This is a genomic window from uncultured Fibrobacter sp., assembly GCF_947166265.1.
Classification (GTDB): Bacteria; Fibrobacterota; Fibrobacteria; order Fibrobacterales; family Fibrobacteraceae; genus Fibrobacter.
Map to the genome: position 1 here is coordinate 70,082 of NZ_CAMVDO010000005.1, position 24,119 is coordinate 94,200.

The following is a 24,119-nucleotide window of genomic DNA, read 5'->3' on the forward strand; positions in this document are numbered from 1 at the left end:
AATTCCGGATAGTTGAATTTTCTGGCAATTTCCCATCGCTGGCAGTTATTAAGTATTTCTTAATAACTGAATACTCCGCAGCCGAACTGCGAATGGAAATTGGGGTTATCTTTCGGGACTTCGACATAAAATCAACCTTTTATCTTGATAATACCGTTTTTAGCATTTAGAGATGTTACAACCTTTTTTCCTGTTTTCTTTTCAAGCTGAACCCTTGCGTTTTTTGCAATTTGCCCACCTTCCTTTGCGATTCGTTTATGTTCGTCCATATTTTCGGGATTTCTACTTTTAGATATTTCTGTAGTGGACAGTTCGGCCAACATATTTATAACAAGTTCTTTGTTAGTCATATTGTCTCGCAAATTTTCTTTTTTTAGGCCCTTAAATTTGCGATATTCTTTTGCTGTTTTATTTGCCCATGTTTTATAAATGATATCGGTCAAAGTGGCATACTGAAAATTTTGAGACACACCACCACGTTTCCATTCGTCGGTCAAATCTTTTCTAATTTCTATGGATTTTAACCGCTGATTAATCCAATTGTCTGAATACCCCAAGCGTTTATAGTCCGCCAAAGCCTGCTTTATTGAAAGCTCGGGATCTTGCATTTGATCAATTCGCTCTTTTCCGATTTGAGCAAGCCACTGTTTGAATGGTTCTGCCTTAGGAGACGGAATAGACTGAATAATCCTTAATATACCTTTTGTATCAGCACAATTAAGCTTTTGAATTCCTCCAGCCGTTGGCACAGAAAGGGGGGTGACAATTTGTCCCCACCCTTTACCCAGTTCTTCATCACGTTTACGCATTTTCTTGATGTAGTCAGTCGGATTGGAACTTTCTGTTAATGTGGCTACTACATCAACAACAACAAAGAAGTATTCTTCAATTTGTTCATCCCAAATTGTTCGTATTTGGCTTGATTCAAAGAGTTTTATCTGCTGTATATCTTTATTGTTCATATCGCACCTCTTTATGGTCACAATTTGTGACCTTAGACATTATTTTGCCACAAAAAGCTCCAAACTCTGTGGAACACCTGCAAAATACTTACTTCTAAGAATTTCCAACAAATCAGGATTTTCATCCAGCATTTTAAACACTCGATTTCTATAGTCTTTCTCAATATCAGTCGTAAGAATTGCCACTAAGCCTTTATTGTTGAATCTTTTTACGCCCTCCGCAAAGTCTTTAGTCTCTACAATCTGTCGCAAACATGTTTTTCTTTCTTCGACAAAAGCATCTACATTTTCAAGCATTTTATCAGCCAAGTCTTTTACGCTATTCTTTAAAGTTGCTAAATCTTTAGAATTTTTCAACATGTTTTCTTTGAAACGGTTATTTATCATTTGCACAGTGTATTCAGCACATTGGCAATCTATATGCCTTTGCAATTCTACAAATAATTTTTCTTTAGCCTTTTCAAGAGCATCTTGATCCGCATGGAAATATTCAACAGCTCGATTCAGCACATCTTCATCGCATAGAACATTTTCAATTTCCTGGACATCTAAAGAGTATATGGAGATTTCTTTCCATGCATTCTTCTGATCTTGCTTATGGAAATCACCATCAATAATGCCTATAGCCCTATTGCCATGTACTTCATAAGAATTATTGAACGCTCTTGTATAATTTATAACCTGAAGATGCCCCTCAACAGGAATTACTGTGTAATTCGGGAAAAGCCTTGTATACAGTTTATAATCTAAACTAGCCTTCGTTCCTTCACAAAAGAGAATTGGTTTACGGCTTCCGAGAAGCCCCATATATAAAATTTCAGGCAAATCTTTATTTGTTGGAAGCGGTTCCATTTCCCATCTATCGGGGGCAATGAATTTTTTCATCCATATTTTTTTAACATTGTTACGTGAAACGGCAAACTCAAGATTATGCGTTAGATAAATAAACTGGCAATCAGGTCTTGCATGTTCCAGCACATCCCACAATTTCGTCACCAAAGCCAAGTGCAAATGATTTTCCGGTTCATCAACAATGATATAACTGTTTTCTTTTGCCAATAGAATATGAGCTATGTAATAAAAGACAGCTTTTTCTCCATCACTTAAAAACATAAATGGATATTTGGAGCCTTCGGCTGTCACAACCCGAATATCACCTTTTATCGCTTCTAATTTGCGATGAACAAGTATTTCATCCCAAAGTTTGATCACCTTTTCAAGTGTTGATTCCTTTCGAAAATCAACTTTGCCTTCATAATAGTCATTTGCCAATTCATTCTTTTCTTCAAAAAGGGCTCGAACAACAGTAATTAAATCCTCTCCAATTTGATTATTATGTGGTTCACCCTTATATAATTTGTCTTGTGCTTGATAATTCCATAGCTCTTGGCGATATTTATTGCCCAAAGACATTGTTTCAACAGGTTTAAAAGAAAATACTTTTTGCGAAGCGATAACAACAACATTCCCTCCAAGAATTTCACGTGTTCTTCGAGAAAAGGAACTTTTCCCCGAACCATTCGCACCAACAATGACAACATTGTTTTTTAGGGACTTAAAAAGCGTAAAATTTTTCAGATGATCAAAGGCTTTTTCTAAATCATTATTTTCATACCTTAAACTTTCGTCTCTCAATCGAAGGGTCATATTCACAAAATCATGCTGGAAAATTTCAACATCCAAGGCTTTGCGAAAAAGATCAGCATCATAGAAATTGATGACTAATGAAGATAACGAATATAATTTTATTGTGTAAAATAATAAATCCAAATAACTCTTAGACCAATCGCAAGAATTGTCAATCTGAGATACATAAAATTTTATGCTATCATAAGAGTTACATATATTTTGCAGTCGACGAATTAGATTTTCCAATTCTTCGTCGCAATTTTGAAAATCCGGTCGGATTCTTTTTATCCATTCGATGATTGTGTTTTTATTTGGCACAAAAATAACATTGAGCCAACTATCTATTGTATCGCGATACCCCTTTTGCTCTCTCGCATAATCTTTTATTTGTCTAATTAAGCCTTCATTCGCCATAACATTCCCTCCTTATTTCACTCGCCATTGACCGGTGAGGAGTTTTTGCATTAAGCCTTGTTTCTGCTTTTTGTAGTTTTCGAGTTGCTGTTTGAGAAGAGAAATTTCTTCATCAAGCGATTTAAAATAGACTGCATATTTCTTTTGCTCTTCAAGACTAGGACAAAGAATGCTTTTTAGCATTAACGCAGAGAAATGTCTTTTATACCCTTCCGGAATAACAGGATTCGCTTTTATTGCATAATATATATAAGTGGGATCATAACCATCTTTCGCAGATAATATTTTTATTCCGTCCGCACCTTGCGCAAACGGCATATGCACTATTTTCAACGCACAAGTGTGGTCTCCAAAAATTATTAAAGGGCTGTTTATTTTCAGCACGCTAGATTCATCATTTGTCCACCCTGCAATTAAATCCTTAGATTGGTCAACTATTGGATATTTACCACTATTCAAATAAGAATCTTGATGGATTTTAGATGGCGGCGTTACGCTCTTTAATATTTCTGTCAAAGGGATTTCTTTCCATTTTAACGCAATCCCTTTTCCAAGTAAGTTCTGTCTTAAAACGATGTTAAGCTCATTTTCCTTCGCATCGATGAATTTTTCCATTTTTTCAATGGCGGAGTCCCAGACCGAAAGCGTCGCCGCAATCTTCTTCTGCTCTTCTAGCGGGGGCAAAAGGAAACTAAATGATGCTATTTGCTGGAAATTCAAGCCTTGTCTTCCGCCGCCAACTGATAATAATTCTATTTGTTTTTGAACATCTTTTGACAAAATAAGATTACATACATAACAAGCGTCAGCGCATTCTTTCAACCTTATTATGCAAACATGCTGATTCACATTTGCCGTTTTCACTGTTGCAGGGACAACACAAGAACGACCAATAGATGCACCTGTAATATTCAATAAAATGTCGTTTGGATGAACCCATGTCCCTTTCATTTTACTATGCTGTTCATCTGAAATAAAGGCTACATCATTTAAATCAAGAAAACCGTTTAAAACATTCTGGCTTCTAATAATGGGAATACCTGCGTCAAGATAAACTTCTCTTCCGCCTTTCGGAGTAGAGCCACTACCTATCTTATTGCAGATTTCACCTAACTTTATTTTTTTCCATCCATTAGGCAAACTCATTTGAACATTTTCCTTACATTCTTTTGAAACTCTTTGATTTTATCGCCCATAATTTCTTTCGCAATTTTCTCGCCTTCTTTACGAGCTAAAGACCGTAAAGAAGTATAATCGTTGCTTTGACCGCAATTTGCACATTTGATTTGCTCGTCTGGTTTCGGTTCATATCCTTCATAGGGCACATCGAAGCTAGTCGATTTGCAAAAAATACACTTTAATGGAATAGTTCTTTTCTCTTCCATACCGCCTCACAACAGACTAGTTAAAGCTCCGCCTGCAGTCCCTAAAATAGTATTGACAAGAGGATGTTCAATAAACTTCTTCATAAGACTTTTGGCATCGCTCTTTTCTTGTGCAGTCGCACTTGACTTATCTATCTGTTCAAGCAAGTAGTTAAATGCATTGGAAACGTTTTGAACATTATTATTTCCTACTTGAACATTCGCATTATTTCCGTTGATGACTATGGAGTGTCCTGTTTCGCCATCGTTTTTTCGAAGCATGCAAGACCTAGCACGAGCACGACCTTCTTCGGTTAGGCGATACCCATTATTACGATTTAATGCAAATTTTTCAATCAAACCAAGAGCTACACTCTTATTGATCGCTACATTCACTTGCTCTTGCGTCAAATTTAATTCCTGACAGGTAGATTCGCCATAATAAAACACTCGATTTTTTAATGACGGGACGCCATCTTTTTCAAGAGAACACTCCATACCAACAACAAGTTTATCGACCCATTCTTCGGATTCGTTAACTGTCATTTGTTCTTCTCCTCATCTTTTACTGTTTGGCGATTATTGAGTTCATGAGTAAATTTTGCAGATTCTAAATTATTCATAATAGACGTTTTTCGCATCGCTTCTTCATCTTTCAAAATATCGCTATACCCAACAGGGAAATATGGGCGTTTGATATCTTCCCAACACAATTTTTTTAGGCCTAAAGATTTTGCCATCTCTTCTAGCAATCTTAAATGTTTGTCTTGTATATTCGGGTTCATCTCTTTAGGTTTATCAGTTTCATTTAAGAAATCCTTATAAGCCCTTCTTACATTTTCGTCGTTATAAAATACGACATCAATAGAATTTAATGTGTGAACATTTTCCTTAAAATGAAGAACACCAGGAATTCTATATATCATCAGCGTTTCAAAAGCCTTCATCTTTCGATTATACGCTTCTGTTTTCTTTTGCCACCAAAGCGTAACAATCGTAGCAATCAAGCCAGATACTAAAGCGGAAACAATGACAAGAATCATTTCATCCATTATTTGCACCTCCATTTTTTATTTGTCTATTTCCCATCTCCGCCCCCAAATAAGTCTAGCGTTTCCGAATCTTTTTTCTTTTTCTTCGCACTGTACTTCGCTTGCTTTTCAGAAACATGCTGCAATGCGGGCACAGTCTTGGACAGCTCAATGATATTGTCCTCTATTTTTATGGGGATGCATCCTTTTTCTATAAGTGCTTTGTTAGCGTTTTTTTCGTCTGCACCGGGCTCGCGGATAAAAATCTTCCTACCGCGTTTCAGACCTTCCATAACGCCAGACCAAGTGCCGCCACCATTGTTCGATTCAGCGACATAAATTTCATCGGCCATGCCGTAAATCAGTGTGTTTCTATCCATCGCCAACCAAGTGGACCAAGGCATTTTCGGGGCATACGCACTTACCACCAAGACCTTGCCCTCCACAATTTGCTTGTAATATTGCTTGAAACCTGTCGAGAAAGTCAATATTCCTTGCGGCAATACGATTATGCTAGAGCCTTCCGCTTTGACAGCAGCATCCAATGCTTCGCGATCGACACCCTTGGCAAAGCCGCTTACAACAACCTTGCCTTCTTCGGCAACTTTTTTTGAAATTTTTTGAGTGAAGTCAATTGAAATTTCACTGGCTGCGCGGGCACCGACAACGGCTGCTGTCGGCTGGTTCAACAGAGCGATGTTCCCCTTTGCATAAAGCAATACAGGGCAACCGTTCATTTTCAGGTTCTTCTTAAGTGTCTGCGGGAATTCTGGCGACATGGAAGGAATTAGCGAATACCCCTGATTGATTAGGTTTTCTGCCATAAAGGCGTTATTGGGCAGCTGTTCTTTTGCTCTCGAAAGGGCGTCAATATCCTTGATATCAAGACCGAGTTCGGAATTCCACTCAGATTCGTTCAGAGCAAAAAAGTCAACAACCGTCTTTTTTTGCTTATGGCACCAGCTGAGTATATTGTTTTTTACCGCCGTCTTGATTGCGGCATGGGCAAGGGCCATCCAGTAGGCATATTCGTTCAGGTTGTTCATAAATCGCCTCCAACGGTTTTAGCGATAACTACCGGGGTTATGGTTGCAGCACCTTTTTCTTTCAACATTTTTGCAATCTCGTTCAATGTCGCACCACTATCATAGATATCATCTAGCAAAAGAACGCTTTTCCCTTCGAGTATTTCGGGCGAATCGAAGTCGAACGCGTCTTCCACATTTTTTCTTTTCAAAATAGCATTCTGGGGAATCTTCTGTGCCGTTGTCTGTCTCATCTTTTTAAGATTATGGCATACGGGAACGCCCAACAAATCACCAACTTTTATGGCAAAGTTCTTGACTAGGTCTCCCGATTCCGTCGGTGGCACATAAAGCAGCATATCTATCTTGTTGTTCATCATCTTCTTTTGGATCATTCGTGCCATTCGCCGAACGATATCATCCGGGAAATCTCCCGCACCTTCGTATTTGCAATTATGCACCATCTGGCCTATTTCGCCATCTTCTAGGGAATAATTAGCCAACGCAAATCCAAGCTCAAGTTTGGAGGATTTCTTCTTTGCTATTTCTGGGAAATAGTCTTGCTTGAAATCGCGTATTTTGAGCCATGTCGCTTCAGAATAGCGCTTGGGCATATAATCTGCCAGATTAGTATTATCGCAATTTTCAGAAGATACTGTTATCGTGTCGCCGAGATACCTGCGGAGATAATCCATTCGAGAGCCAGTTGTTTCAATATAGCCCATCATAGCATCCAAGTCGATCATCTTGGATTGACGAAGTTCCTCAAAAGATTTTGTATCAAGTTCGGGAGCGTCAAACCGATATTCGTATTTACCTTTTTCATTGCGCACAGCGATCTTCTGTTCGAGTAAATCAGCAAGAATGGTCCTTACGGGTGTCTGCTTCATATTCAATTCGCGCATTACGTCCCGCTCGCCAAGGGGAGCATTTTTCAAGGCGTTTATAACGCGTCCGTAATCTGCCGTTTTGGGTTTTGCTCCGTTGATAAAATTGAGGGGCAACATTTTGTCGTAGGGGATTCCTTCTTTGTTCACATTTTCATTGTAGAACAGAATGATATCCGACGGTTTGCCATCACGACCGGCACGACCGATTTCTTGGTAATAATGAATTGGGGACTGCGGCATCTGCGTATGGATGATAAAGCGGATATCCGGCTTGTCTATGCCCATTCCCAAAGCATTCGTTGCGACAATAGCCTTCCAGCGGTTTTCTTTAAGCCCCTGTTCTATCCGAATCCTGTCTTCGCCCTCCAAAGAGGCGTTATACATTTCAGCATCTATTCCTACAAACTTCAACCAGTCCGCATATACTTGCGTGTTGACGCGAGTTCCCGTATAAATAAGGCCAGAACCATCGCAATGCTGCAAGTATTCTGCAATGCGGATTTTCTTTTCGTTTTCCGATTTGACTTTAACAACAAACAGGCGAAGATTCTCTCGCAGGAGGTTGCCGCGCAAGACAGTCATGTTCTTGCCGATTTGCTCCTGGATATCGTCCTGGACACGCTCCGTCGCTGTTGCAGTCACAGCCAACACAGGGACGTTTTCTGGCAAGATTCTAACAAGGTCAACAATACGTCGAAAATCCGGGCGAAAATCATGCCCCCATTGCGAAATGCAATGTGCCTCATCAACAACGACCATGGCCACCTTGATTTCACGGACGGTTTCTTGCCATGAGAGGTTGCCTTGGCGCTCCGGGGCGATATACAGAATCTTAATTTTCCCATTCTTCGCATCTTCAAGAATCTGCCCATTTTCTTCGGGAGTCTGGTTCGAGTTGATGCACTTAGCGACAATCCCTTTCTCATTGAGTGAATTCACTTGGTCACGCATCAAGGCAATCAATGGGGAAAAGACAATTGTGAGGCCATCAAGTTGTGTTGCAGGGAACTGGTAACAGAGAGACTTGCCAAAGCCAGTCTTTTGAATCATCAAGACGCGTTCATTATTTAAAATTTTTTCAATCGCCGCCCACTGTGCGTCGTGAAAATGGGCGAATCCAAAGATTTCCTTTAATTTTTGCTCAGCTTCTTGACGGTTCATAAACTTACTCCATTCCCTTCTATTGAATTATCAATTCTTTTCGTTTCCTATCAAAATCGGCTTCTGTAAATCAAGCGACAGAATAGTTTCTAGTTGATTCTCTGCTGTTTCACGCAGTTTTACGAGTCGCTCTGATTGCGCCATTCCTTCCTTTATCAAAATGGCATTGTAGCTTTCTAGGTTCGCCAAAACCAAAAGATGCGGGATATCGGCGTAATCCCTAATATTTCCTTTTTTGCCCGGATTATTAGTTCGCCATTCCTTGGCGGTTTCTCCAAAAAGAGCCACATTCAATAGATCAGCTTCATCGGCATAAACAAAACTCTTCTGCATCGGGGTCAACTGCGGCAAAATGAGTTTTCCCTTAATCGCGTCAGTATGAATCCTGTAGTTCAGCTTGGAAATTTCCCTATTCAGGTTCCAATTTAGGGACAGGCGGCTGCTTTCGTCCGATTTTAGGCGTCGATAATCCTTGACAATATACAGTTTGAATTCAGGAGATATCCACGATGCAAATTCCATAGCAATATCGCTATGCGCAAAAATACCGCCACCGTATCGACCAAACTTACAAACAATACCCTTAGCATTTGTTTGTTCAATCCACTTTGTAGGGGTCATAACAAATCGGTTTAAACCGGCGTCATTTTTAACCGTGTCGAAATGCACACGGTTAAAATCTGGATTATGGAGGCACTCCCATACAGCTAAAAATTCTATTGTATTTCGATTACGCATCCAGTTTTGGATGACAAAACGGGGATCATCTTCATTACGGTATTTTGCGATATCAGTCATTGAAATATACTCATTTTCAAAATCTGTGGTATAAATGCCAATATCAATCCCTAAGGCATGAATCGTTTCTTTTTTCATCTGAATCATCTTTTTTACTTTTACCATATTTCGCTCCTATCTCTGCCTTATTTTTTTAGCCGATGCAAAACGATCCTTATCCCCGCTTAATCTCCTTCAGTTTTTGGGCCATCTGCTTACGGACTTCGGCGAGTTCCTTTTCAAGACGGTCGATATCCTTCTGCACCGCGTCCACATCAATGGGAGCCTCCTCTTCGAAGGTATCTACGTAGCGCGGAATGTTCAGGTTGTAGTCGTTTTCCTTGATTTCATCGAGTGTCGCCACGTAACTGTACTTTTCTTCGCCGCCATAACTCCGGTCTTCAAGATACGTCTTGTAGGTTTCGATAATTTTTTCGACATCCTGTTCTCGGAGAGCATTCTGGTTCTTTCCCTTTTCGTAATGCTCGTCGCCGCTGGCATCGATGAACAACACGCGATTGCTGGCACCACGACTTTTGCGGAATACTAGAATGCACGCAGGAATACTCGTTCCATAGAACAGATTCGCCGGGAGTCCGATAACTGCATCCAGGAAGTTGAATTTTTCGATAATTGTCTGGCGGATTTTGCCTTCGCTTGCGCCACGGAACAGCACGCCATGCGGAAGCACAATGCCCATACGGCCCGTCGCGTCATCGAGGCTGTGGAGGAAATGCATCACGAAGGCGTAATCACCCTTGGACGTCGGCGGAACACCCCAATCAAAGCGCTTATACGGATCGAGATCGGCGGACATTTTCGCCTTCTTGTCGTTCTCAGATGCATCGCCCAAGAAGCCGCTGTCCCATTTGTCCAAGGAGAACGGCGGGTTCGCCACAATGCACTGGAATTTCATCAGCTGGTCGTTTTCGATGTTGCCCGGGTTCGAGAGCGTGTCACCCTGCCAAATCACGGCATCGTCAACTCCGTGCAAGAACATGTTCATGCGGCAGAGAGCCCAAGTCTGCATGTTCTGTTCCTGGCCGTAAATACGAGCCTTGCGGTTCTTGATTTGCGCAAATGCCTTGAGCAGCAAGCCGCCGCTTCCGCAGGTGCCGTCGTAAATGCGGTCGTTTTCCTTGGGCCTCACCAAGCGCGCGACAAGTTCAGACACCTTGTTCGGGGTGTAAAATTCGCCGCCCTTCTTGCCCGCATCCGATGCAAAGTTTGCAATCATGTATTCGTAGGCATCGCCGATAATATCGGCATTGTCCAACTGCGACGGACGCAAGTCAAGATCCTTGAAATCTTCCAGCAGGTTCTTGAGGGTCGCGTTCTTTTCCTTGGGCTCGCCAAAGTCAACCGTGGAGTTGAAGTCGATGGCGCGGAACACATCGTGCAGCTTGGCGCTGTTGTTGTTTTCGATTGCCGCCAACGCCACGTTGATTTTTTGGCCAATCTGGTTGTCGTTCCTCTTTTCGTAGAGGTAATCGAACGTGGAGGATTCATCCATCACAAAACGCTCGCGGTTCATGGCTCGTTCTACGCGTTGTTTGTCGCCCTTGTACTGCTTCTCGTATTTTTCGCGAGTTTCCTTATAGACATCACTCAGGTATTTCACGAAGAGCATGGACAAGATGTAGTCCTTGTAGCGGGAACTGTCGATTTTACCACGGAAGCTGTCGCATGCGTTCCAGAGGACTTTTTCGATGTTTTGTTTTGTCGTCATTGCTATTTTCCTTTATTTAAATTCTTGTACGCATTGGTCATTATCGCCATGTTCAACTCCGCTTTCGCCCTCGCGAGTTCCGAAAGCAGGGCCTGTTCCCGTTCCGAAAGCTTCAGAATCTCGCCGATTAACCGCTGCTTTTCGAGCGGGATGATGTCTATTTTCAAATCGTTGAAGAAACTGGAGTTGATTGTGCCAAAAGCGACTGAGCCGCTTACGTTCTGGTAGACTTGCTTCAATGTGGATTGCTGGCGCAAAATCCACAGCACATAAGCAGGATCCACCTTCGACTTGTCAACGCGAATGATAGCGAAATGCGACGGCACCACATAGCCGGTCGATTCGTTGCTGACCAAGGCCGCCGTGTAGGGGGCACTAAGACGAACCAGGATGTCGTCCTGCTGGGTCAAAAACTCCGGTTTCAGTTCATCATTAGCGGCGTAGGGTTCGGCAAGGCCCACATCCAAAACGCCAGGCTCCTTGATGCAGCGCAGACTGAGCAGGCGATATTCCCGAAAACCGCCGTTTTCGGGCCCTTTTGCCTGTTTTCGGGCTGTGACCAGCCCTGTTCTTATGTTCGAAACGTCTTTTAAAAACATTTTGCAATGGTCAATTTGTGATTTTACAATGGTAATATAAGTTATTTCAGTCGGAAATGCAATAGTTTTTAAAAGAAATTTTTTGTTATGGATGATTTGTGATTTATTTTGAGGTGGTTGTCGCGAAAGTCTAACGCGTTCCCCTGCCAATTTATAAATCACTCCAAGAACATTGCCATGTAGTACGGCAGGGTAACCATTTTGCCTGCAACACCGATGTTGTTTTCGGAGAGCTTGTAGCAAACTTTTGCATCGTAGTTGTCGTTACTCAGAACGGTCTTTGCCGACTTGGAGCGCCCCGTTGTCGCCTTGACTTCAATAATGGCGAGTTCGCCGCCGACATTTTCTACAAAGTCAATTTCTAGCCCGGATTCTTTGCGGAAGTAGAATAGTTTGCGACCTTGTTTAGAGAAACAATCTGCGATGATGTTCTCGTAGATGGCGCCTTTATAGAATCCCAAATCGCCGCTTAGAATCTTGGCCGCGGTGCCACGTTCCAGCATGGCGACAAACAGGCCGGAATCCTGCACATAAATCTTAAACGTATTCTCGATCTTGTAGCCTTCAAGGGGTTCTGCGATGTTGGTCAGGTTGTGGCAAATGTTGATTATGCCGCAGTCGTAGAGCCATTGGATTGCGGTTTGGTAATTTTCGGAACGACCCTTCTTTTCTAGTTGCGAATAGACAAACTTGTTGTTTTCCTTCGCAAGTTGGGCGGGAATCGAATCAAAAACGCGATTGATGCGGCCAAGAAGCGTGCGGTCGATTTCCTCGTTTTCGTTCTCGTCAAGGTGCTTGCCAAAGTCGTCCTTGTATTCTTCAAGAATGTCTTGCTGTTCCTGCCAAACGACGTTCATGTCGTTCGTCTCGACAAATCGAGAAACGACATAAGGGAGCCCGCCTACACAAAGGTATTCCTTGAAGTAGCGGAGCATGGCGTTGTGCGTCGCCTCGCTTACGGGTTCCTTTTTCGCGAAGCATTCCTTCAGGTAACTGATGACATTTTCGTCGATTCCCTTCGCCCACAGAAATTCCTCGAAATCCATGGGTTTCATATAAATTATTCTTTCAAAACCGGTTGGGACGCCTTTTCCCTTTTTACGGTTGTACCCCTTAATACCAAGCAGGGATCCAGTACAGATGACATCGTAGCGACCGTCTTCCATAAAAGGCTTGATGCTTGCGCGGGCGTTCGCACATTCCTGAATTTCATCGAAGATGATGACTGTCTTGTTTTCGACAAAATGCGCGTTGGGGAAAAGCGCCGAAAGGTCTATGGTAATCCTGCCCACGTTCAGGTCACTGTCAAAGACACGCTTTGCGTTTTCGTTTTCCTTAAAGTTGATATAGACGACGTTCTCGTAGTGGCTATGGGCGAATTCCAGGACGCTGGACGTTTTGCCAATTTGGCGCATTCCCTTGACGACCAGGGCCTTCTTTTTGCCCCCCGAGATCTTCCAATTTTCAAATTCTTTAAGGATTTTTCGCTTGAACATATCCCAAAACTACACTTTTCCGACCGAATTGTCAATACTTTACTGCACTTTTTCAACCGAATTAGTGTGTTATGAGCGCACTTTTTCGTATGAAAAAGTGTACTATCCATATATATGCCGGATTTCGTTGCGTGTTTTTGTGGTAAAAATTTCCGATTTTACGCCATTTTCTCCAATTTCAGTCAAATCTTCGGCTCCATCAAGAAATAATACCGAACGTCCTCTTTCTAGGAATTATTTTTGCATATTTTGCTGTTTTTCTTTAATTTCGCCCCCCCCCAAAAAAAAACTGAAATTTCAGCTATCCCATAAAGAACTAGAAAAGTTGAGGTGCAAAATTTTCACCTCAAGTTGGGGAGGACAACGGTATGCACCTTACGCCTTCACCTAGCAGGGCATTTTTTCGATGCACCTATCCAGGCTAAGCGTACCAAACAAAAAGAACTTTGCGTCGCCGAGAAAAGGGCGCGATATAGGGTGTAGAGTTTTATCGGGGGTTTTAGGGGCCGGGCCTCTAGGCGAAGGGGTGATGGAAGACCGCGTAGCGGGCTGCAATCAGGGGGATTCTTCCCCCTTTATGGAAGAAAAAAGGTGTCTTGGTTGCCACTGCGCACCCTATATTCTATCTTTGGCCTCACCGCCAGATGTCGTATTTCTGGGGAACCGGGCGAGAACCGCCCACAAAAAGGATTATTTATGTCTCAAATCGAACTCACCTTCCCCGATGGCTCCGTACGTTCCGTAGCATCGGGCACCACCGGCCTCGAAATTGCGAAGGGCATTTCCGAAGGTCTTGCACGCAAGGCGCTTGGCGTCAAACTCGGCGATAAGGTCCTCGACCTCACGCGCCCGCTCACCGAGAGCGGCACGATCAAGATTATCACGCCGAGCAACGACGACCCGGATGCTCTGATGCTCCTGCGTCACAGCTGCAGCCACGTGCTCGCCGAAGCCATCTGCGACCTGTTCCCGGGCACCAAGCTCGCCTACGGTCCGGCTATCGACAAGGGTTTCTACTACGATTTGATGACACCGACCCCGATCCAGCAGTCGGATTTCGAGCGCATCGAAAAGCGCATGAAGGAAATCATCAAGGAAGACCGTCCGTTTACCCGTTGCGAAGTCAGCGCCGCCGATGGCCTGAAGCGCACCGAAGGCGACAAGTACAAGACGGATAACGCGCAGCGCGCTCTCGCCCGCGAAGGTAGCGACGGCACTCTCAGCTTCTACGTGACTGGCGAACCGGGCAAGAACTTTGAAGACCTCTGTGCCGGCCCCCACGTGCCTTCTACTGGCAAGCTCAAGAATTTCAAGGTGCTCTCGATGTCGGGCGCCTACTGGCATGGCGACCAGAACAGCGACCAGCTGACCCGCGTGTACGGCACTTGCTTTGCTGACAAGGAAGGTCTCGAAACTTATTTGAAGTTCCTCGAAGAAGCCGAAAAGCGCGACCACCGCAAGATCGGCAAGGAAATGGACCTCTACCACATCGAAGACCATTCTCCGGGCATGGTGTTCTGGCACCCGAAGGGCACCAAGATGGTGAACGCCCTCAAGGACTACATCCGCGGCAAGATTGACCGTCGCGGCTACCTCGAAGTGATTACGCCGGAAATCGTGAACAAGACTTTGTGGATCAAGTCCGGCCACGCCGACAAGTACAACGAGAACATGTTCAAGACGCTGGCTGGCGACGTGGAAATGGCCGTGAAGCCGATGAACTGCCCCTGCCACATCCAGATTTTCAACACCGGGCTCCGCAGCTGGCGCGACCTGCCGATGCGCCTTGCCGAATTCGGTAAGTGCCACCGTTACGAACCTGCCGGTACCATGCACGGCCTGATGCGCGTGCGCGGCTTTGTGCAGGACGACGCCCACATCTTCTGTACCGAAGACCAGATTGCAAGCGAAGTGGCCGACTTCTGCGCCCTCGTCAAGGAAATCTACCACGACTTCGGTTTCGACGATATCGTGGTGAAGTTCTCCACCCGCCCGGAAAAGCGCGTGGGTTCCGACGAAATCTGGGACAAGGCTGAAGCCGCCCTCGCCGAAGCGACGAAGCTCGCCGGCCTCGACTACATCCTGAATCCGGGCGAAGGCGCCTTCTACGGCCCGAAGCTCGAATTCACGCTGAAGGACAGCCTCGGTCGTGACTGGCAGTGCGGTACCATCCAGGTGGACTTCAACCTCCCGCAGCGTCTGGGTGCCGAGTATGTCGGTAAGGACAACCAGAAGCACATTCCGGTGATGTTGCACCGTGCGGCCGTGGGTTCCATCGAACGCTTCCTCGGCATTTTGATCGAAGAATTCATGGGCGATTTCCCGCTGTGGCTCGCTCCGGTTCAGGCCCGCGTGCTCCCGATTTCCGAGAAGTTCGTGGACTACGCAAAGCAGGTCGAGAAGGAACTCGTGAACGCCGGCGTCCGCGTGGAAGTCGATGAGTCGAATGAGAAACTCGGCTACAAGATCCGTCAGTGCGAACTGCAGAAGATTCCTTACAAGATTATTGTAGGCGAAAAGGAACAGGCTGAAGGCGTTATCGCAGTCAACAAGAGAAAGGAAGGCGACAAGGGTCAAATGACTGTCGCAGACTTCCTCAAGATGACGGAAGACGACCGCAAGGTTGTTCGCTAATCGCCCAATATGTCATGCCGGACACCGTTCCGGCATCGCCTTTTAAATTTGAAACGCAGACCCGAGCCTGCGTTTTATTTTCTATTTCTTTATATATCGCATCAGCTTTGCGATTAGCACTTCATCAAAATTTCTTCGGCTATCAATAATTGTATGAATGACGACATCTTTTTCTCGAATTTCATACACAATACGATACAAGCCCTGAATGATTTCGTTCAAATCTTCTTTTGCGAATTATGAAACGACAACGTTGTAAAAATCATTTTCCGACATTGTACTTCCGCCTTAAATCCTGAAAAACCATCGTCGCCGGTTCTGTCCGTCCTGCCTGGACATCCTTTTCCGAAAGTTGAATGATTTTTAGAAGGCTGAAGGCTTTCTTCATGTCTTGGTATGTCTCGACATCAACAAGAACCGCCCGAGATTTTCCATCCTGGGTTATTACCATCGGTTCCCTGCGATCGTTCACAAAATTCATCACTTCGTCGATGTTGGAACTGACGTAAGAATCGGGCTTTATGCATTCGCACACATCAAGCATGATTGACTTCTGTCGATAAACTTCCCTAAATATACCTTTTTCGCCTATCAAAGGCAAGTTTTAAGGGGGTTACAAAAACAATCTGGGCTTTTATACGACTTCTTGTATCGAACAGCGTTGACTTCAGCGGCGATTTCTTCGTCAGTCATCATCGGGGTCTTGGGACATGAATCGACGAATTTCTGGACAATACTCCGCTTAGACCGCACAGTCCAGCCCATGCGAGTTGCCAGCGTTTCCATAATCCCCAAATCTTGGGTCGGAATTGTCAGAACAAGATCTTCCATAAAAATCCTCGTCTACAAAATACATTTTTCCAGAAAAAAGCCAACTACATTCCAAGTCGGAGCATTTGTTTGCTTGAAAAAATGCGTTTTTGGCATCTTTTTCGCTAGAATTTTGAGTAAAATTGTGTTATTACTGTTTTTTTAAGTTATTTTTAGAATGAAATAGAGAGTTTAGCTCTTGTTCTCCAAACGAAATCTAGACAATTTCTTATGACTGAGGACAAGGCGAACGCTCACGCAGGTATGCCGTCTTTCGGCGTATCTCGGTTTGCTGTGCCGGCTTATTAGCCGGTTGTTGGTCATATGACCAAGGGCAACAGCCCTTTTGGGGCGTGGGTCGTTTGCATTTATCCGTCAGAGGCAAGTCTAGAGCCCCGTTTGGATAGATGCAACGATCTACGCCTTTTTTGTATTTACACAAAAATTGGCGAAGTTCTTTGCAGAACGGAGCGAACTCCGCAGGTTTTAATAATGGAGGCTATATGGTCATCAAAAAAAGAAATGTATTTACAATCAATTCGACCGTTAGACTCATTGAAATTTTGATGGCGATACCGCTCCTCGTTGCATGTGGCGATGAAAACGGCAATCAAAGTCAATCGCCCGAAATGCCTCAACGTGAAGTAGTCTCATACGATGAACTTGGTTACTGCACCACGGATCGCGAAGGAGACTCCATTTTCGTAGCATCACAAAGCACAGATTATCTATGCATAAACAACAATTGGATTGATATAACCAATGTCCAAATTTCAAGTTCCTTTGGCGTTAACCCAGTTTATAGCAGTTCAGGAATCGAAACCATTACATCATCATCAAGTATCTTTTTTTTCAGCAGCTCAGAAATCAAACAATTCAACTCTTCATCAAGCATAGCCAAGAATACAACAAATTCCAGCAGTTCTTCCGTCATCATAAAATCTAGCGACAACAACTCATCAAGTTCTTCAAGCAACTCAATCTGTATGGAAGTAAACGCCAAAGGCAGTCTTGGTGGAAAATGTAATTCTACAAACATCGGTCTCTGCGCCTTTGCACGTGCCGATTCCTCATATCATATCTGTAGAGCAAAAGGCTGGGATCTTGCAAACAAAATTGAAATAGATACTTACCAATGGTCGAATGGTAAAGATGGGGAAATCAAGAAAGGCAACGTCACAAGCACTTACTACATCTTTGAGAAAAATAAATGGAGCGAAGCCAAAAAAGAAACAGCCTTGGGACTTTGTACAGCCAACAATCAGGGGGAAGTCAAAAAATACGTAGAATATGACATTTCCTATTTTATCTGCGATGACGGCAACTGGAGAGAAGCTTCAGTCATAGAATATGATACTTATGAATGGGACGCGGGAAAAGATGGTGAGGTGAGAGCCGGTTCAGTAAAACCGACAAATTATTATGTTTATGAAGATGGAATATGGCGTAAAGCCGCAGATTATATCGAAAAACAATATGGAGCATGCGTTGCTAGCAGAGAAAGTGAAAAAATTTCCACGGGAGGAAAGTACTTTACCTGCGAAAATAAGAAATGGAAAGAAATATCAATCAAAATTTTTGTGTTGGGATATTGTACGGCCGCAAATGAAGGCACAACGGGACGAATCGACACCATGTATTACTCCTGTGAAAATGGTGATTGGACAGAAATTCCAGCAAAGGAGTACGAATTAGGCCCCTGTTCAAAGAACTATGTTGGAATTATAAAAAAATGGAATGAGGAGTATTATATCTGTCGTTCCGAATGGTATAAGATGACAACATTGGAATATGACACCTACGGGAAAGTATGTTCCGCAGACGGAAGCATTGTCGATGGAGAAGTTATTACAGAAAACAAATATGTTTGTGACAGCACTACTTCAAAAGGAGCTTTTTTTAGGAAAGCAACTGAAATTGAAATTTCACTTGAAAAAGGCTGCACGGGATACACTGTAGAAGATGAAATCAGGAAACAAATATCTGAAAATCAAGATTCGATTTATAGATGTCCAAATCAGAATAGTGTTTGGGACGGAACTATTGGAGCTCATGTAACAATAGGTTCTTTCATTGACGAAAGGGATAACAAAACATACAAGTCCGTCACCATAGGAGAGCAAACCTGGATGTCTGAAAACTTAAGATACCGAAAAACAGGATCATCTTGCTACACCAACATAGAACTCTGCGAAAACGCAAAAATGACATGGGGACTTTATTATACATGGTCCGGGGCGATGGATGCATGTCCTGAAGGTTGGCACCTTCCGTCACGGGAAGAATTCGAAACCTTAATCTCTGCTGTTGGGGGACAATCTGTAGCGGGAAAGATGCTCAAATCTTCGACAAGATGGGAAGCAAATAATGGAGCGGATTCATACTCTTTCACGGCGTTTCCTGCTGGATATGGATACGGTTCCTCTTACAACGGTATTGGCGAATATGCTCACTTTTGGAGTTCGACAGAACTTGATAAGAACAAAGCATACGGACTATCTTTGCAAGCTTATGAAACATATACAGAGTGTGCTCTTTCTAACTGTGCTCGTTACAGTAATCGAGCGTACATTGATGAAAGCCCAAAAAAAGATGAATACTCCGTCCGTTGCGTCAAAGATTGATTTTGTTAGATTTTTTTAAAGGAGTAAAAAATGAATTTAGACAAAGTAACAAACAAGACTGTAGAACGATATGAAAAAATATTGGATAACTACTATCCATCGTTTGGTTCTACCGGGTTTACAGAACGAAATCTAACTTTTAATTTTTGCAGCTGTTTCTACAATATAGCCGCTGAAAAAGATTTAGTTATATGGCAAGAAGTTCCGATAGAAAATAGTAAGTCCAATAAGAAAGAACACTTTGATTCTCTAATTATAAGTAGAAAAGCGAAAAAACTTTATCTAGTTGAAGCGAAAAGAATAAACAGCAAAAACAAAATTGATTCCGTTGAATCTGATTTGAAAAGAATAAGAAACAACTGGAAGAATATTAATATTGATGAGGAAACCAAAGGATATTCCAAACATGCAGTCATTATTGCAGACATATGGATTCCTCATAGTAATGAAAAGGCAAAAAAGGCCAAAGAATACTTATTAAAACAATTCAACAACAAATTCAAAAACGCAATAATAAAAGAAGTAAAGACGAAAAACGGTCCGCTTACAGAAAAAGAGCGATACTATATTCTCTGTTATGTTGAAGAATTGTAAAATCAGAAAAATATTTCGGCATCTGCGTTAGGGATAGTGACCCTTTGGGGACAAGACCCGCGTAGTGAGGCTTGGTTCTGGGAGGTGAGCGGCAAGCGTAAGTGCAGTCGATTGCCCCCAGAATATAGCCCAACCCACGAAGTGGGGAACGCCCAAAATAATCGCAAGCGAAGTGGCTGACTTCTGCGCCCTCGTGAAGGAAAGCGTGCAAGCCGAGTGTCGCGACGGGGTGTTTGCACACCGGCATGACCGAGGCGAGCGGGAAGGACTCCGAAGGAGTCCCCAAGGGTCAGATGACCGTCGCCCAGTTCCTCGAAATGACCGCAGAAGATCGCAAGGTTGTTCGCTAATCGCAAATTGTCATCCTGAACGGAGGCGCGTTGCGCCGAAGTCGATATACGAAACTTGGCTACTTGTAGCCTTAGTTGAGTTATCCCCATAGAGGATAATTCGACTAAGACTCTGAAGAGTCTAGTCTCATATAGGTTCGAAGGAGCAGGATCTAAAACATTTCGCCTTGCTACAGAAATGTAGCAAGGCGTTTTTTACGGGACAATCTTAAATTACTTTGCTGCCGATTCCATACTAGATTCACGCAATTTAAGCACTTCCTCTTCGGAAAGTCGCGAATACTTGACGATTTTTTCGACAGGTTCACCATCTGCAAGCATGGTTACAGCAGTTTCAACTTGAGCTTTGGTTTTGCCCTTTTCTTCACTTTCATGAAGGTCGAATTCGTAAGTCATATACTTGTTCCTAATGAGAGTATCGGCCTTGTAAAGAGACACCTGGTCGTTGATGGTTTTTGTTTCACGAGAGTCCGCATTCCTAGTCGCAAAGTACTTCATGTACGCCTTGACAACCGGGTCTGTAAACATTTCGTACTTCTTAAAGATATAAAAATTTTTGTAAGAAAGGTCTCCCAAAGTAATACTCGGATCTTCACTTGCCCTGTTTTCGAAATGATAACAGGGAAGTCCACGTCCAAAAATATCCATAGGGCACAAGAAGATGACATATTGTTCCTTGAGACTGGTGTAATAACCGCCCTTCGAAAGCGCGACGCCATCGCCCACACTCTGGTAGTACCTAGCACGCTGCGGGAGTTCCTTGGTATCAACCATCTGCATTTCCAAATCAAAGGAACGAACCGTTTCGCCGTTTTCATTGGTTTCCCGCGCGAAGACATCGTAACGAACGCCCTTATGTTCTGCATCGTAACTCAAAACCGCCTCTGGAATTGGCGTTTCCAAATGATCAATTTTGATGTTCAGCAAGTGCTCAATAAAAGGCTTCGCGATATGCTTGTTGCTGAATACGAGCCCGAACATAATCGGGTCCGTAATGTCAAGGTCGTCAAAAGACTTAATATTCATGAATATTCCTTACGTGTTAAATTAGGGCTAGTCCCTATTACTTAACACGTTTGTTTCAGCCCTTCAAAGCCAAGATTTTTGTAAAAATTTTGTAAAATCTGTATTTAATCAACAAAGATCCATATGCAGAACAAAAAATAGCCCTATCGGTCGCCCTGCGGGCTCCCTCCAGGGTGACATCCGATAAAATTAAAAACGCAGACTCATTGAGCCTGCGTCTTTTTCTTTTAGTCATTCTCTTAAGAACGCCGTTTCAGAAGGGGATAATCTTGAAGATAACCGTATTCTCTAATGCAACGAACGATTTCATTGTGCCAGAAGATAATTTCTTCTGTATCAGGGCAATGTTCTATCATATACGACACACAGTGTTTTCCCGAAAAAAGGATTTCTGTAAAGCAGCCATCCGTAATGCCTTGGCAAAATGTATCCTCCGGCAACGCCGAAATCCGATTGTCGTTCACCTTTATTAACTCCGCAACCTCTTCTGCCATTTTGGAATTCGTTCCAAGCAGATTCCATGAGGTGTTTAACGTGGCTTTCTTATACAAAAAGATTCGTCCATCGGAACACAAGACGTATCCAGAAGGCAAACGTCCCCAATTTCCGCCACTGACTACGGCAAAAAGCACTTCATCCCTTTGGGGATGCGGCGAAAACATATCGTCAATGAAGGACATAACTAGTTTCCTTCATATTGAGAGGCATATTCTACAGAAGAATCATAACCAGCACCGTTCTCGTAACTTATGCATTTCATCCGATAGCCACCCGCATAAGAGCATTCGTAACCATAACTTCCGCTCATCAAGGTATTATGGATCATCATTCCTGAGGAGTTGTACTTTTTATTTGATATGTAGAGACCGCCTCCCATATTCGTAGATCGCAGATTGTATTCACGAGGCATTCCATTTGAATAGTAATCTATAGATTCAGATTCACTGCCGTTTTGCTGAAACCGCGAACTCAAACTTCCGTTCCGATAATCGCATATCAAGCGAACGCCGTTATATTGAAATTCCTTTCTGCTTTCGTAGCTAGTCAATGGACAAGAGAGTGCCCAAGCTTGTATTTGAGAGAACGCCAAAAAGGCGACTACGATTAGGATTTTTTTCATTTTTCACTCCTTTGTTAAACGCATTGTAATGACAAACTATCTACTTTTCTTCCTTGCCGACGAACTCAGGAAATCACGCAAATAATTTCCAAACTCCGTATATTCAACTTGATCGCAAACTCCAGTACTTGTCGTAGTAGTGCATTCCACCACGTTTCCGCCGTAATATGTGATATATCCGTAATACCTATATTCTCCTAATGCGTAGTAGAACTTCATAATCGAAGTGTATCCATTTCCCTCTACGATAAGGTTGCCTTCCTTGCCAATCTGTTGCTCATACTTGCGAACATAGTTATTTCCTTGATTATCGTAGAATCGAATATCTTGATAGATTTTCTTCATTGTTTCGCAAGATATTTTCTTGACCGTTGTACCCGAATCGTAGCTTTTCCTTCTTATTTGGAAATAGCATTGTTCCGCAAATGAAAATGCAGACAACAGGAAAATCATTACAATCGCAATTTTTTTCATACATTATTCCTTTCCGCCAAAGGCGGCTTGCGAGAGGATTTTGAACCTAGCCTTGCCATGTTCGCACATTTTTAGGGATACAAAAAAGGTGCGAAGTCGCAGGCTTACGTATTGAAGGCTCTGGTAACCCGTTAGCGATAAGCAACAGACGACCCGCACCACATGGGTGCGAGCGATGTCCTGCTCCCTGCTAACTTCAAGTTTACCAGACTTTTCAATACAGGAACAAGATTCTACTCTAAAATCATTATGTCTCCATAAATATAGCATCGTCTGCTCTACTTATTCAAAAACAAAATGAATTTAGGCCGTCTGTTGCCGATTTTGGTCGCCCGCCAGGCGACTTCTATGTATTAGTAGGCTTTTACCCCCTCAAAAAACCGCATTTTTTTCGCAAAATTTGTTTTACGAAAAGTTATGTTTTTCTTTGGAAATTTCTTATAGCGAACAAAAATAGTGCGTAAACCCCTAACGCTTGTCTTTTTGACCTGAAAAATCTATATTTAGGGTATGGCATTAGCAATTCGTCCATTACCTGTCTTGGAAAACGCTGCGGCAAACCGCTTCGTGAAGAAAGCGAACCGTATGCTGAGGGCAAATAGAAAGCTTGACCTGTCTAAAAAGGCCAAGGCGACCCTTTCTATTCTCAAAACAGCGAAGATTTAGCCAAATGAATTATCTTTCGACCAACTGCAGGTTGATAAAGGCTGATCCACAACTATCCTTCGGTGCTAATCGGTCGCCTTGCTGTAAGCAAGGATTTTCAAGGACATGGTATCGGTTCAGAAATTTTGGACTTTCTAAAGATTTGGTTTTCAGACTCTCACAATAAGACTGCTTGCAGGTTTCTTGCTGTTGACGCCTACAACGCCCAATCTGTCTTAAAATTCTATGGGAATAATGAGTTTTCGTTCATTTTCAAATCCGAAAACGAAGAGCGAGCTAGTTTACAGTTGCACGAGAGCGAACCTTTACGCACTCGCATGATGTGTTGCGATTTGTTCCCGAAGGATCTAAAAACATTTAAAGGACTGCAGCGATGCAGTCCTTTTTATATAAGAAGGGGCAAGCGTTGGACTAAAAAAGAACCCCGTCGCCGAGGTTCTTCGCTGTATCTTGTCCGAAATCAGTGAACTTTTAGGTCCATCTGGTCCGGCAAATCATCGGGGCCGTCGCTGCTGGCGGACAAAAGGCGTGCTTCATGCAGGATTTCGACCGTCTCGATTTTGGGCTTGACGTATTCCTTTTTAGGCTCTGTCGTATTCGTTTTCATCGATCATTCCCAGGGATTTGTGATAACCGCTGTCTTGCAGCAGGTCAATACGATGGTTCAACTGAATGACGCTCATTTCGGGAGCGCGGTATTCTTTCTTGCTGTTTTCGTTTTTCATAGGTCTGTTTTAGGTTATA

General features: G+C 43.1%; 24 protein-coding genes. 5 read left to right on the plus strand and 19 right to left on the minus strand.

The genetic code is table 11. The features are described from left to right. Nucleotides 1-131: 131 nt before the first annotated feature. The 12 genes from Q0W37_RS04200 to Q0W37_RS04255 form a co-directional block, all read right to left on the minus strand. Complete coding sequence (locus Q0W37_RS04200) at nt 132-962, minus strand: Bro-N domain-containing protein (protein WP_297699077.1); 831 nt, start codon at nt 960-962, stop codon at nt 132-134. A 39-nt stretch (nt 963-1,001) separates the two neighbouring features. Beyond that, nucleotides 1,002-3,005 (minus strand): DUF4435 domain-containing protein, encoded by a 2,004-nt coding sequence (locus Q0W37_RS04205; protein WP_297699079.1) that lies wholly within the window; start codon nt 3,003-3,005, stop codon nt 1,002-1,004. A gap of 12 nt (nt 3,006-3,017) precedes the next feature. Further along, entirely contained in the window at nt 3,018-4,151 is a 1,134-nt protein-coding gene (locus Q0W37_RS04210) for a restriction endonuclease subunit S (RefSeq protein WP_297699081.1), read from the minus strand. Beyond that, nucleotides 4,148-4,390, minus strand: a complete 243-nt coding sequence (locus Q0W37_RS04215) for a hypothetical protein (RefSeq protein ID WP_297699083.1) — start codon at nt 4,388-4,390, stop codon at nt 4,148-4,150. The genes Q0W37_RS04210 and Q0W37_RS04215 overlap by 4 nt, the downstream gene beginning before the upstream one ends. Before the next feature lie 6 nt (nt 4,391-4,396). Beyond that, the gene (locus Q0W37_RS04220) at nt 4,397-4,915 is read right to left on the minus strand and encodes a hypothetical protein (protein WP_297699085.1); all 519 of its coding nucleotides are present in this window, start codon (nt 4,913-4,915) and stop codon (nt 4,397-4,399) included. Further along, complete coding sequence (locus Q0W37_RS04225) at nt 4,912-5,421, minus strand: DUF6680 family protein (protein ID WP_297699087.1); 510 nt, start codon at nt 5,419-5,421, stop codon at nt 4,912-4,914. The genes Q0W37_RS04220 and Q0W37_RS04225 overlap by 4 nt, the downstream gene beginning before the upstream one ends. Before the next feature lie 26 nt (nt 5,422-5,447). Further along, nucleotides 5,448-6,416: a DNA-processing protein DprA gene (locus Q0W37_RS04230; protein ID WP_297699089.1), complete on the minus strand. Its 969-nt coding sequence runs from the start codon at nt 6,414-6,416 to the stop codon at nt 5,448-5,450. A gap of 26 nt (nt 6,417-6,442) precedes the next feature. Continuing rightward, nucleotides 6,443-8,476, minus strand: a complete 2,034-nt coding sequence (locus Q0W37_RS04235) for a RecQ family ATP-dependent DNA helicase (protein WP_297699090.1) — start codon at nt 8,474-8,476, stop codon at nt 6,443-6,445. Between the two features lie 30 nt (nt 8,477-8,506). After that, nucleotides 8,507-9,361 carry a KilA-N domain-containing protein gene (locus tag Q0W37_RS04240; RefSeq protein ID WP_367186240.1) on the minus strand — a complete coding sequence of 285 codons (855 nt, stop codon included), beginning with the start codon at nt 9,359-9,361 and terminating at the stop codon, nt 8,507-8,509. A gap of 67 nt (nt 9,362-9,428) precedes the next feature. After that, nucleotides 9,429-10,982, minus strand: a complete 1,554-nt coding sequence (locus tag Q0W37_RS04245) for a type I restriction-modification system subunit M (protein ID WP_297699094.1) — start codon at nt 10,980-10,982, stop codon at nt 9,429-9,431. A 2-nt stretch (nt 10,983-10,984) separates the two neighbouring features. Beyond that, nucleotides 10,985-11,581 (minus strand): restriction endonuclease subunit S, encoded by a 597-nt coding sequence (locus Q0W37_RS04250; protein ID WP_297699096.1) that lies wholly within the window; start codon nt 11,579-11,581, stop codon nt 10,985-10,987. A gap of 158 nt (nt 11,582-11,739) precedes the next feature. Then, on the minus strand, nt 11,740-13,077 hold the full coding sequence (locus Q0W37_RS04255; protein ID WP_297699098.1) for an ATP-binding protein: 1,338 nt from the start codon (nt 13,075-13,077) through the stop codon (nt 11,740-11,742). A gap of 696 nt (nt 13,078-13,773) precedes the next feature. Here Q0W37_RS04255 and thrS point away from each other — a divergent pair. Beyond that, nucleotides 13,774-15,711: a threonine--tRNA ligase gene (gene thrS, locus Q0W37_RS04260; protein WP_297699099.1), complete on the plus strand. Its 1,938-nt coding sequence runs from the start codon at nt 13,774-13,776 to the stop codon at nt 15,709-15,711. A gap of 262 nt (nt 15,712-15,973) precedes the next feature. Here the strand turns inward: thrS and Q0W37_RS04265 are convergent, their stop codons facing one another. Continuing rightward, nucleotides 15,974-16,255, minus strand: coding sequence for a type II toxin-antitoxin system Phd/YefM family antitoxin (locus Q0W37_RS04265; protein WP_297699101.1), 282 nt, complete (start codon nt 16,253-16,255; stop codon nt 15,974-15,976). A gap of 769 nt (nt 16,256-17,024) precedes the next feature. On the opposite strand from Q0W37_RS04265, the gene Q0W37_RS04270 reads away from it, so the two are divergent. Further along, nucleotides 17,025-19,145: a fibrobacter succinogenes major paralogous domain-containing protein gene (locus Q0W37_RS04270; RefSeq protein ID WP_297699103.1), complete on the plus strand. Its 2,121-nt coding sequence runs from the start codon at nt 17,025-17,027 to the stop codon at nt 19,143-19,145. Nucleotides 19,146-19,175: 30 nt separating this feature from the next. Further along, nucleotides 19,176-19,739, plus strand: coding sequence for a hypothetical protein (locus Q0W37_RS04275; RefSeq protein ID WP_297699105.1), 564 nt, complete (start codon nt 19,176-19,178; stop codon nt 19,737-19,739). Between the two features lie 563 nt (nt 19,740-20,302). Here the strand turns inward: Q0W37_RS04275 and Q0W37_RS04280 are convergent. From Q0W37_RS04280 to Q0W37_RS04295, 4 genes are all read right to left on the minus strand, one after another. Beyond that, the gene (locus Q0W37_RS04280; RefSeq protein WP_297699107.1) at nt 20,303-21,115 is read right to left on the minus strand and encodes a PD-(D/E)XK nuclease family transposase; all 813 of its coding nucleotides are present in this window, start codon (nt 21,113-21,115) and stop codon (nt 20,303-20,305) included. 239 nt (nt 21,116-21,354) lie between these two features. Further along, nucleotides 21,355-21,795, minus strand: a complete 441-nt coding sequence (locus Q0W37_RS04285; protein ID WP_297699109.1) for a hypothetical protein — start codon at nt 21,793-21,795, stop codon at nt 21,355-21,357. Nucleotides 21,796-21,797: 2 nt separating this feature from the next. Then, a complete protein-coding gene (locus Q0W37_RS04290) occupies nt 21,798-22,235 on the minus strand; it encodes a hypothetical protein (protein WP_297699111.1) in 438 nt (145 codons plus the stop codon). A gap of 36 nt (nt 22,236-22,271) precedes the next feature. Further along, entirely contained in the window at nt 22,272-22,709 is a 438-nt protein-coding gene (locus Q0W37_RS04295; protein ID WP_297699112.1) for a hypothetical protein, read from the minus strand. Nucleotides 22,710-23,219: 510 nt separating this feature from the next. Between Q0W37_RS04295 and Q0W37_RS04300 the strand changes: the two genes are divergently transcribed. Together Q0W37_RS04300 and Q0W37_RS15390 are read left to right on the plus strand one after the other, a co-directional pair. Next, the gene (locus tag Q0W37_RS04300; protein ID WP_297699114.1) at nt 23,220-23,375 is read left to right on the plus strand and encodes a hypothetical protein; all 156 of its coding nucleotides are present in this window, start codon (nt 23,220-23,222) and stop codon (nt 23,373-23,375) included. Between the two features lie 62 nt (nt 23,376-23,437). Beyond that, nucleotides 23,438-23,842 (plus strand): GNAT family N-acetyltransferase, encoded by a 405-nt coding sequence (locus Q0W37_RS15390; protein ID WP_367186238.1) that lies wholly within the window; start codon nt 23,438-23,440, stop codon nt 23,840-23,842. On the opposite strand, the gene Q0W37_RS04305 is transcribed toward Q0W37_RS15390, so the two are convergent. Both Q0W37_RS04305 and Q0W37_RS04310 read right to left on the minus strand, forming a co-directional pair. Then, nucleotides 23,836-23,982, minus strand: a complete 147-nt coding sequence (locus Q0W37_RS04305; RefSeq protein ID WP_297699115.1) for a hypothetical protein — start codon at nt 23,980-23,982, stop codon at nt 23,836-23,838. The two genes, Q0W37_RS15390 and Q0W37_RS04305, sit on opposite strands and share 7 nt — an antisense overlap. Next, complete coding sequence (locus Q0W37_RS04310) at nt 23,957-24,100, minus strand: hypothetical protein (RefSeq protein ID WP_297699117.1); 144 nt, start codon at nt 24,098-24,100, stop codon at nt 23,957-23,959. Before Q0W37_RS04310 ends, Q0W37_RS04305 begins: the two co-directional genes overlap by 26 nt. Nucleotides 24,101-24,119 lie beyond the last annotated feature (19 nt).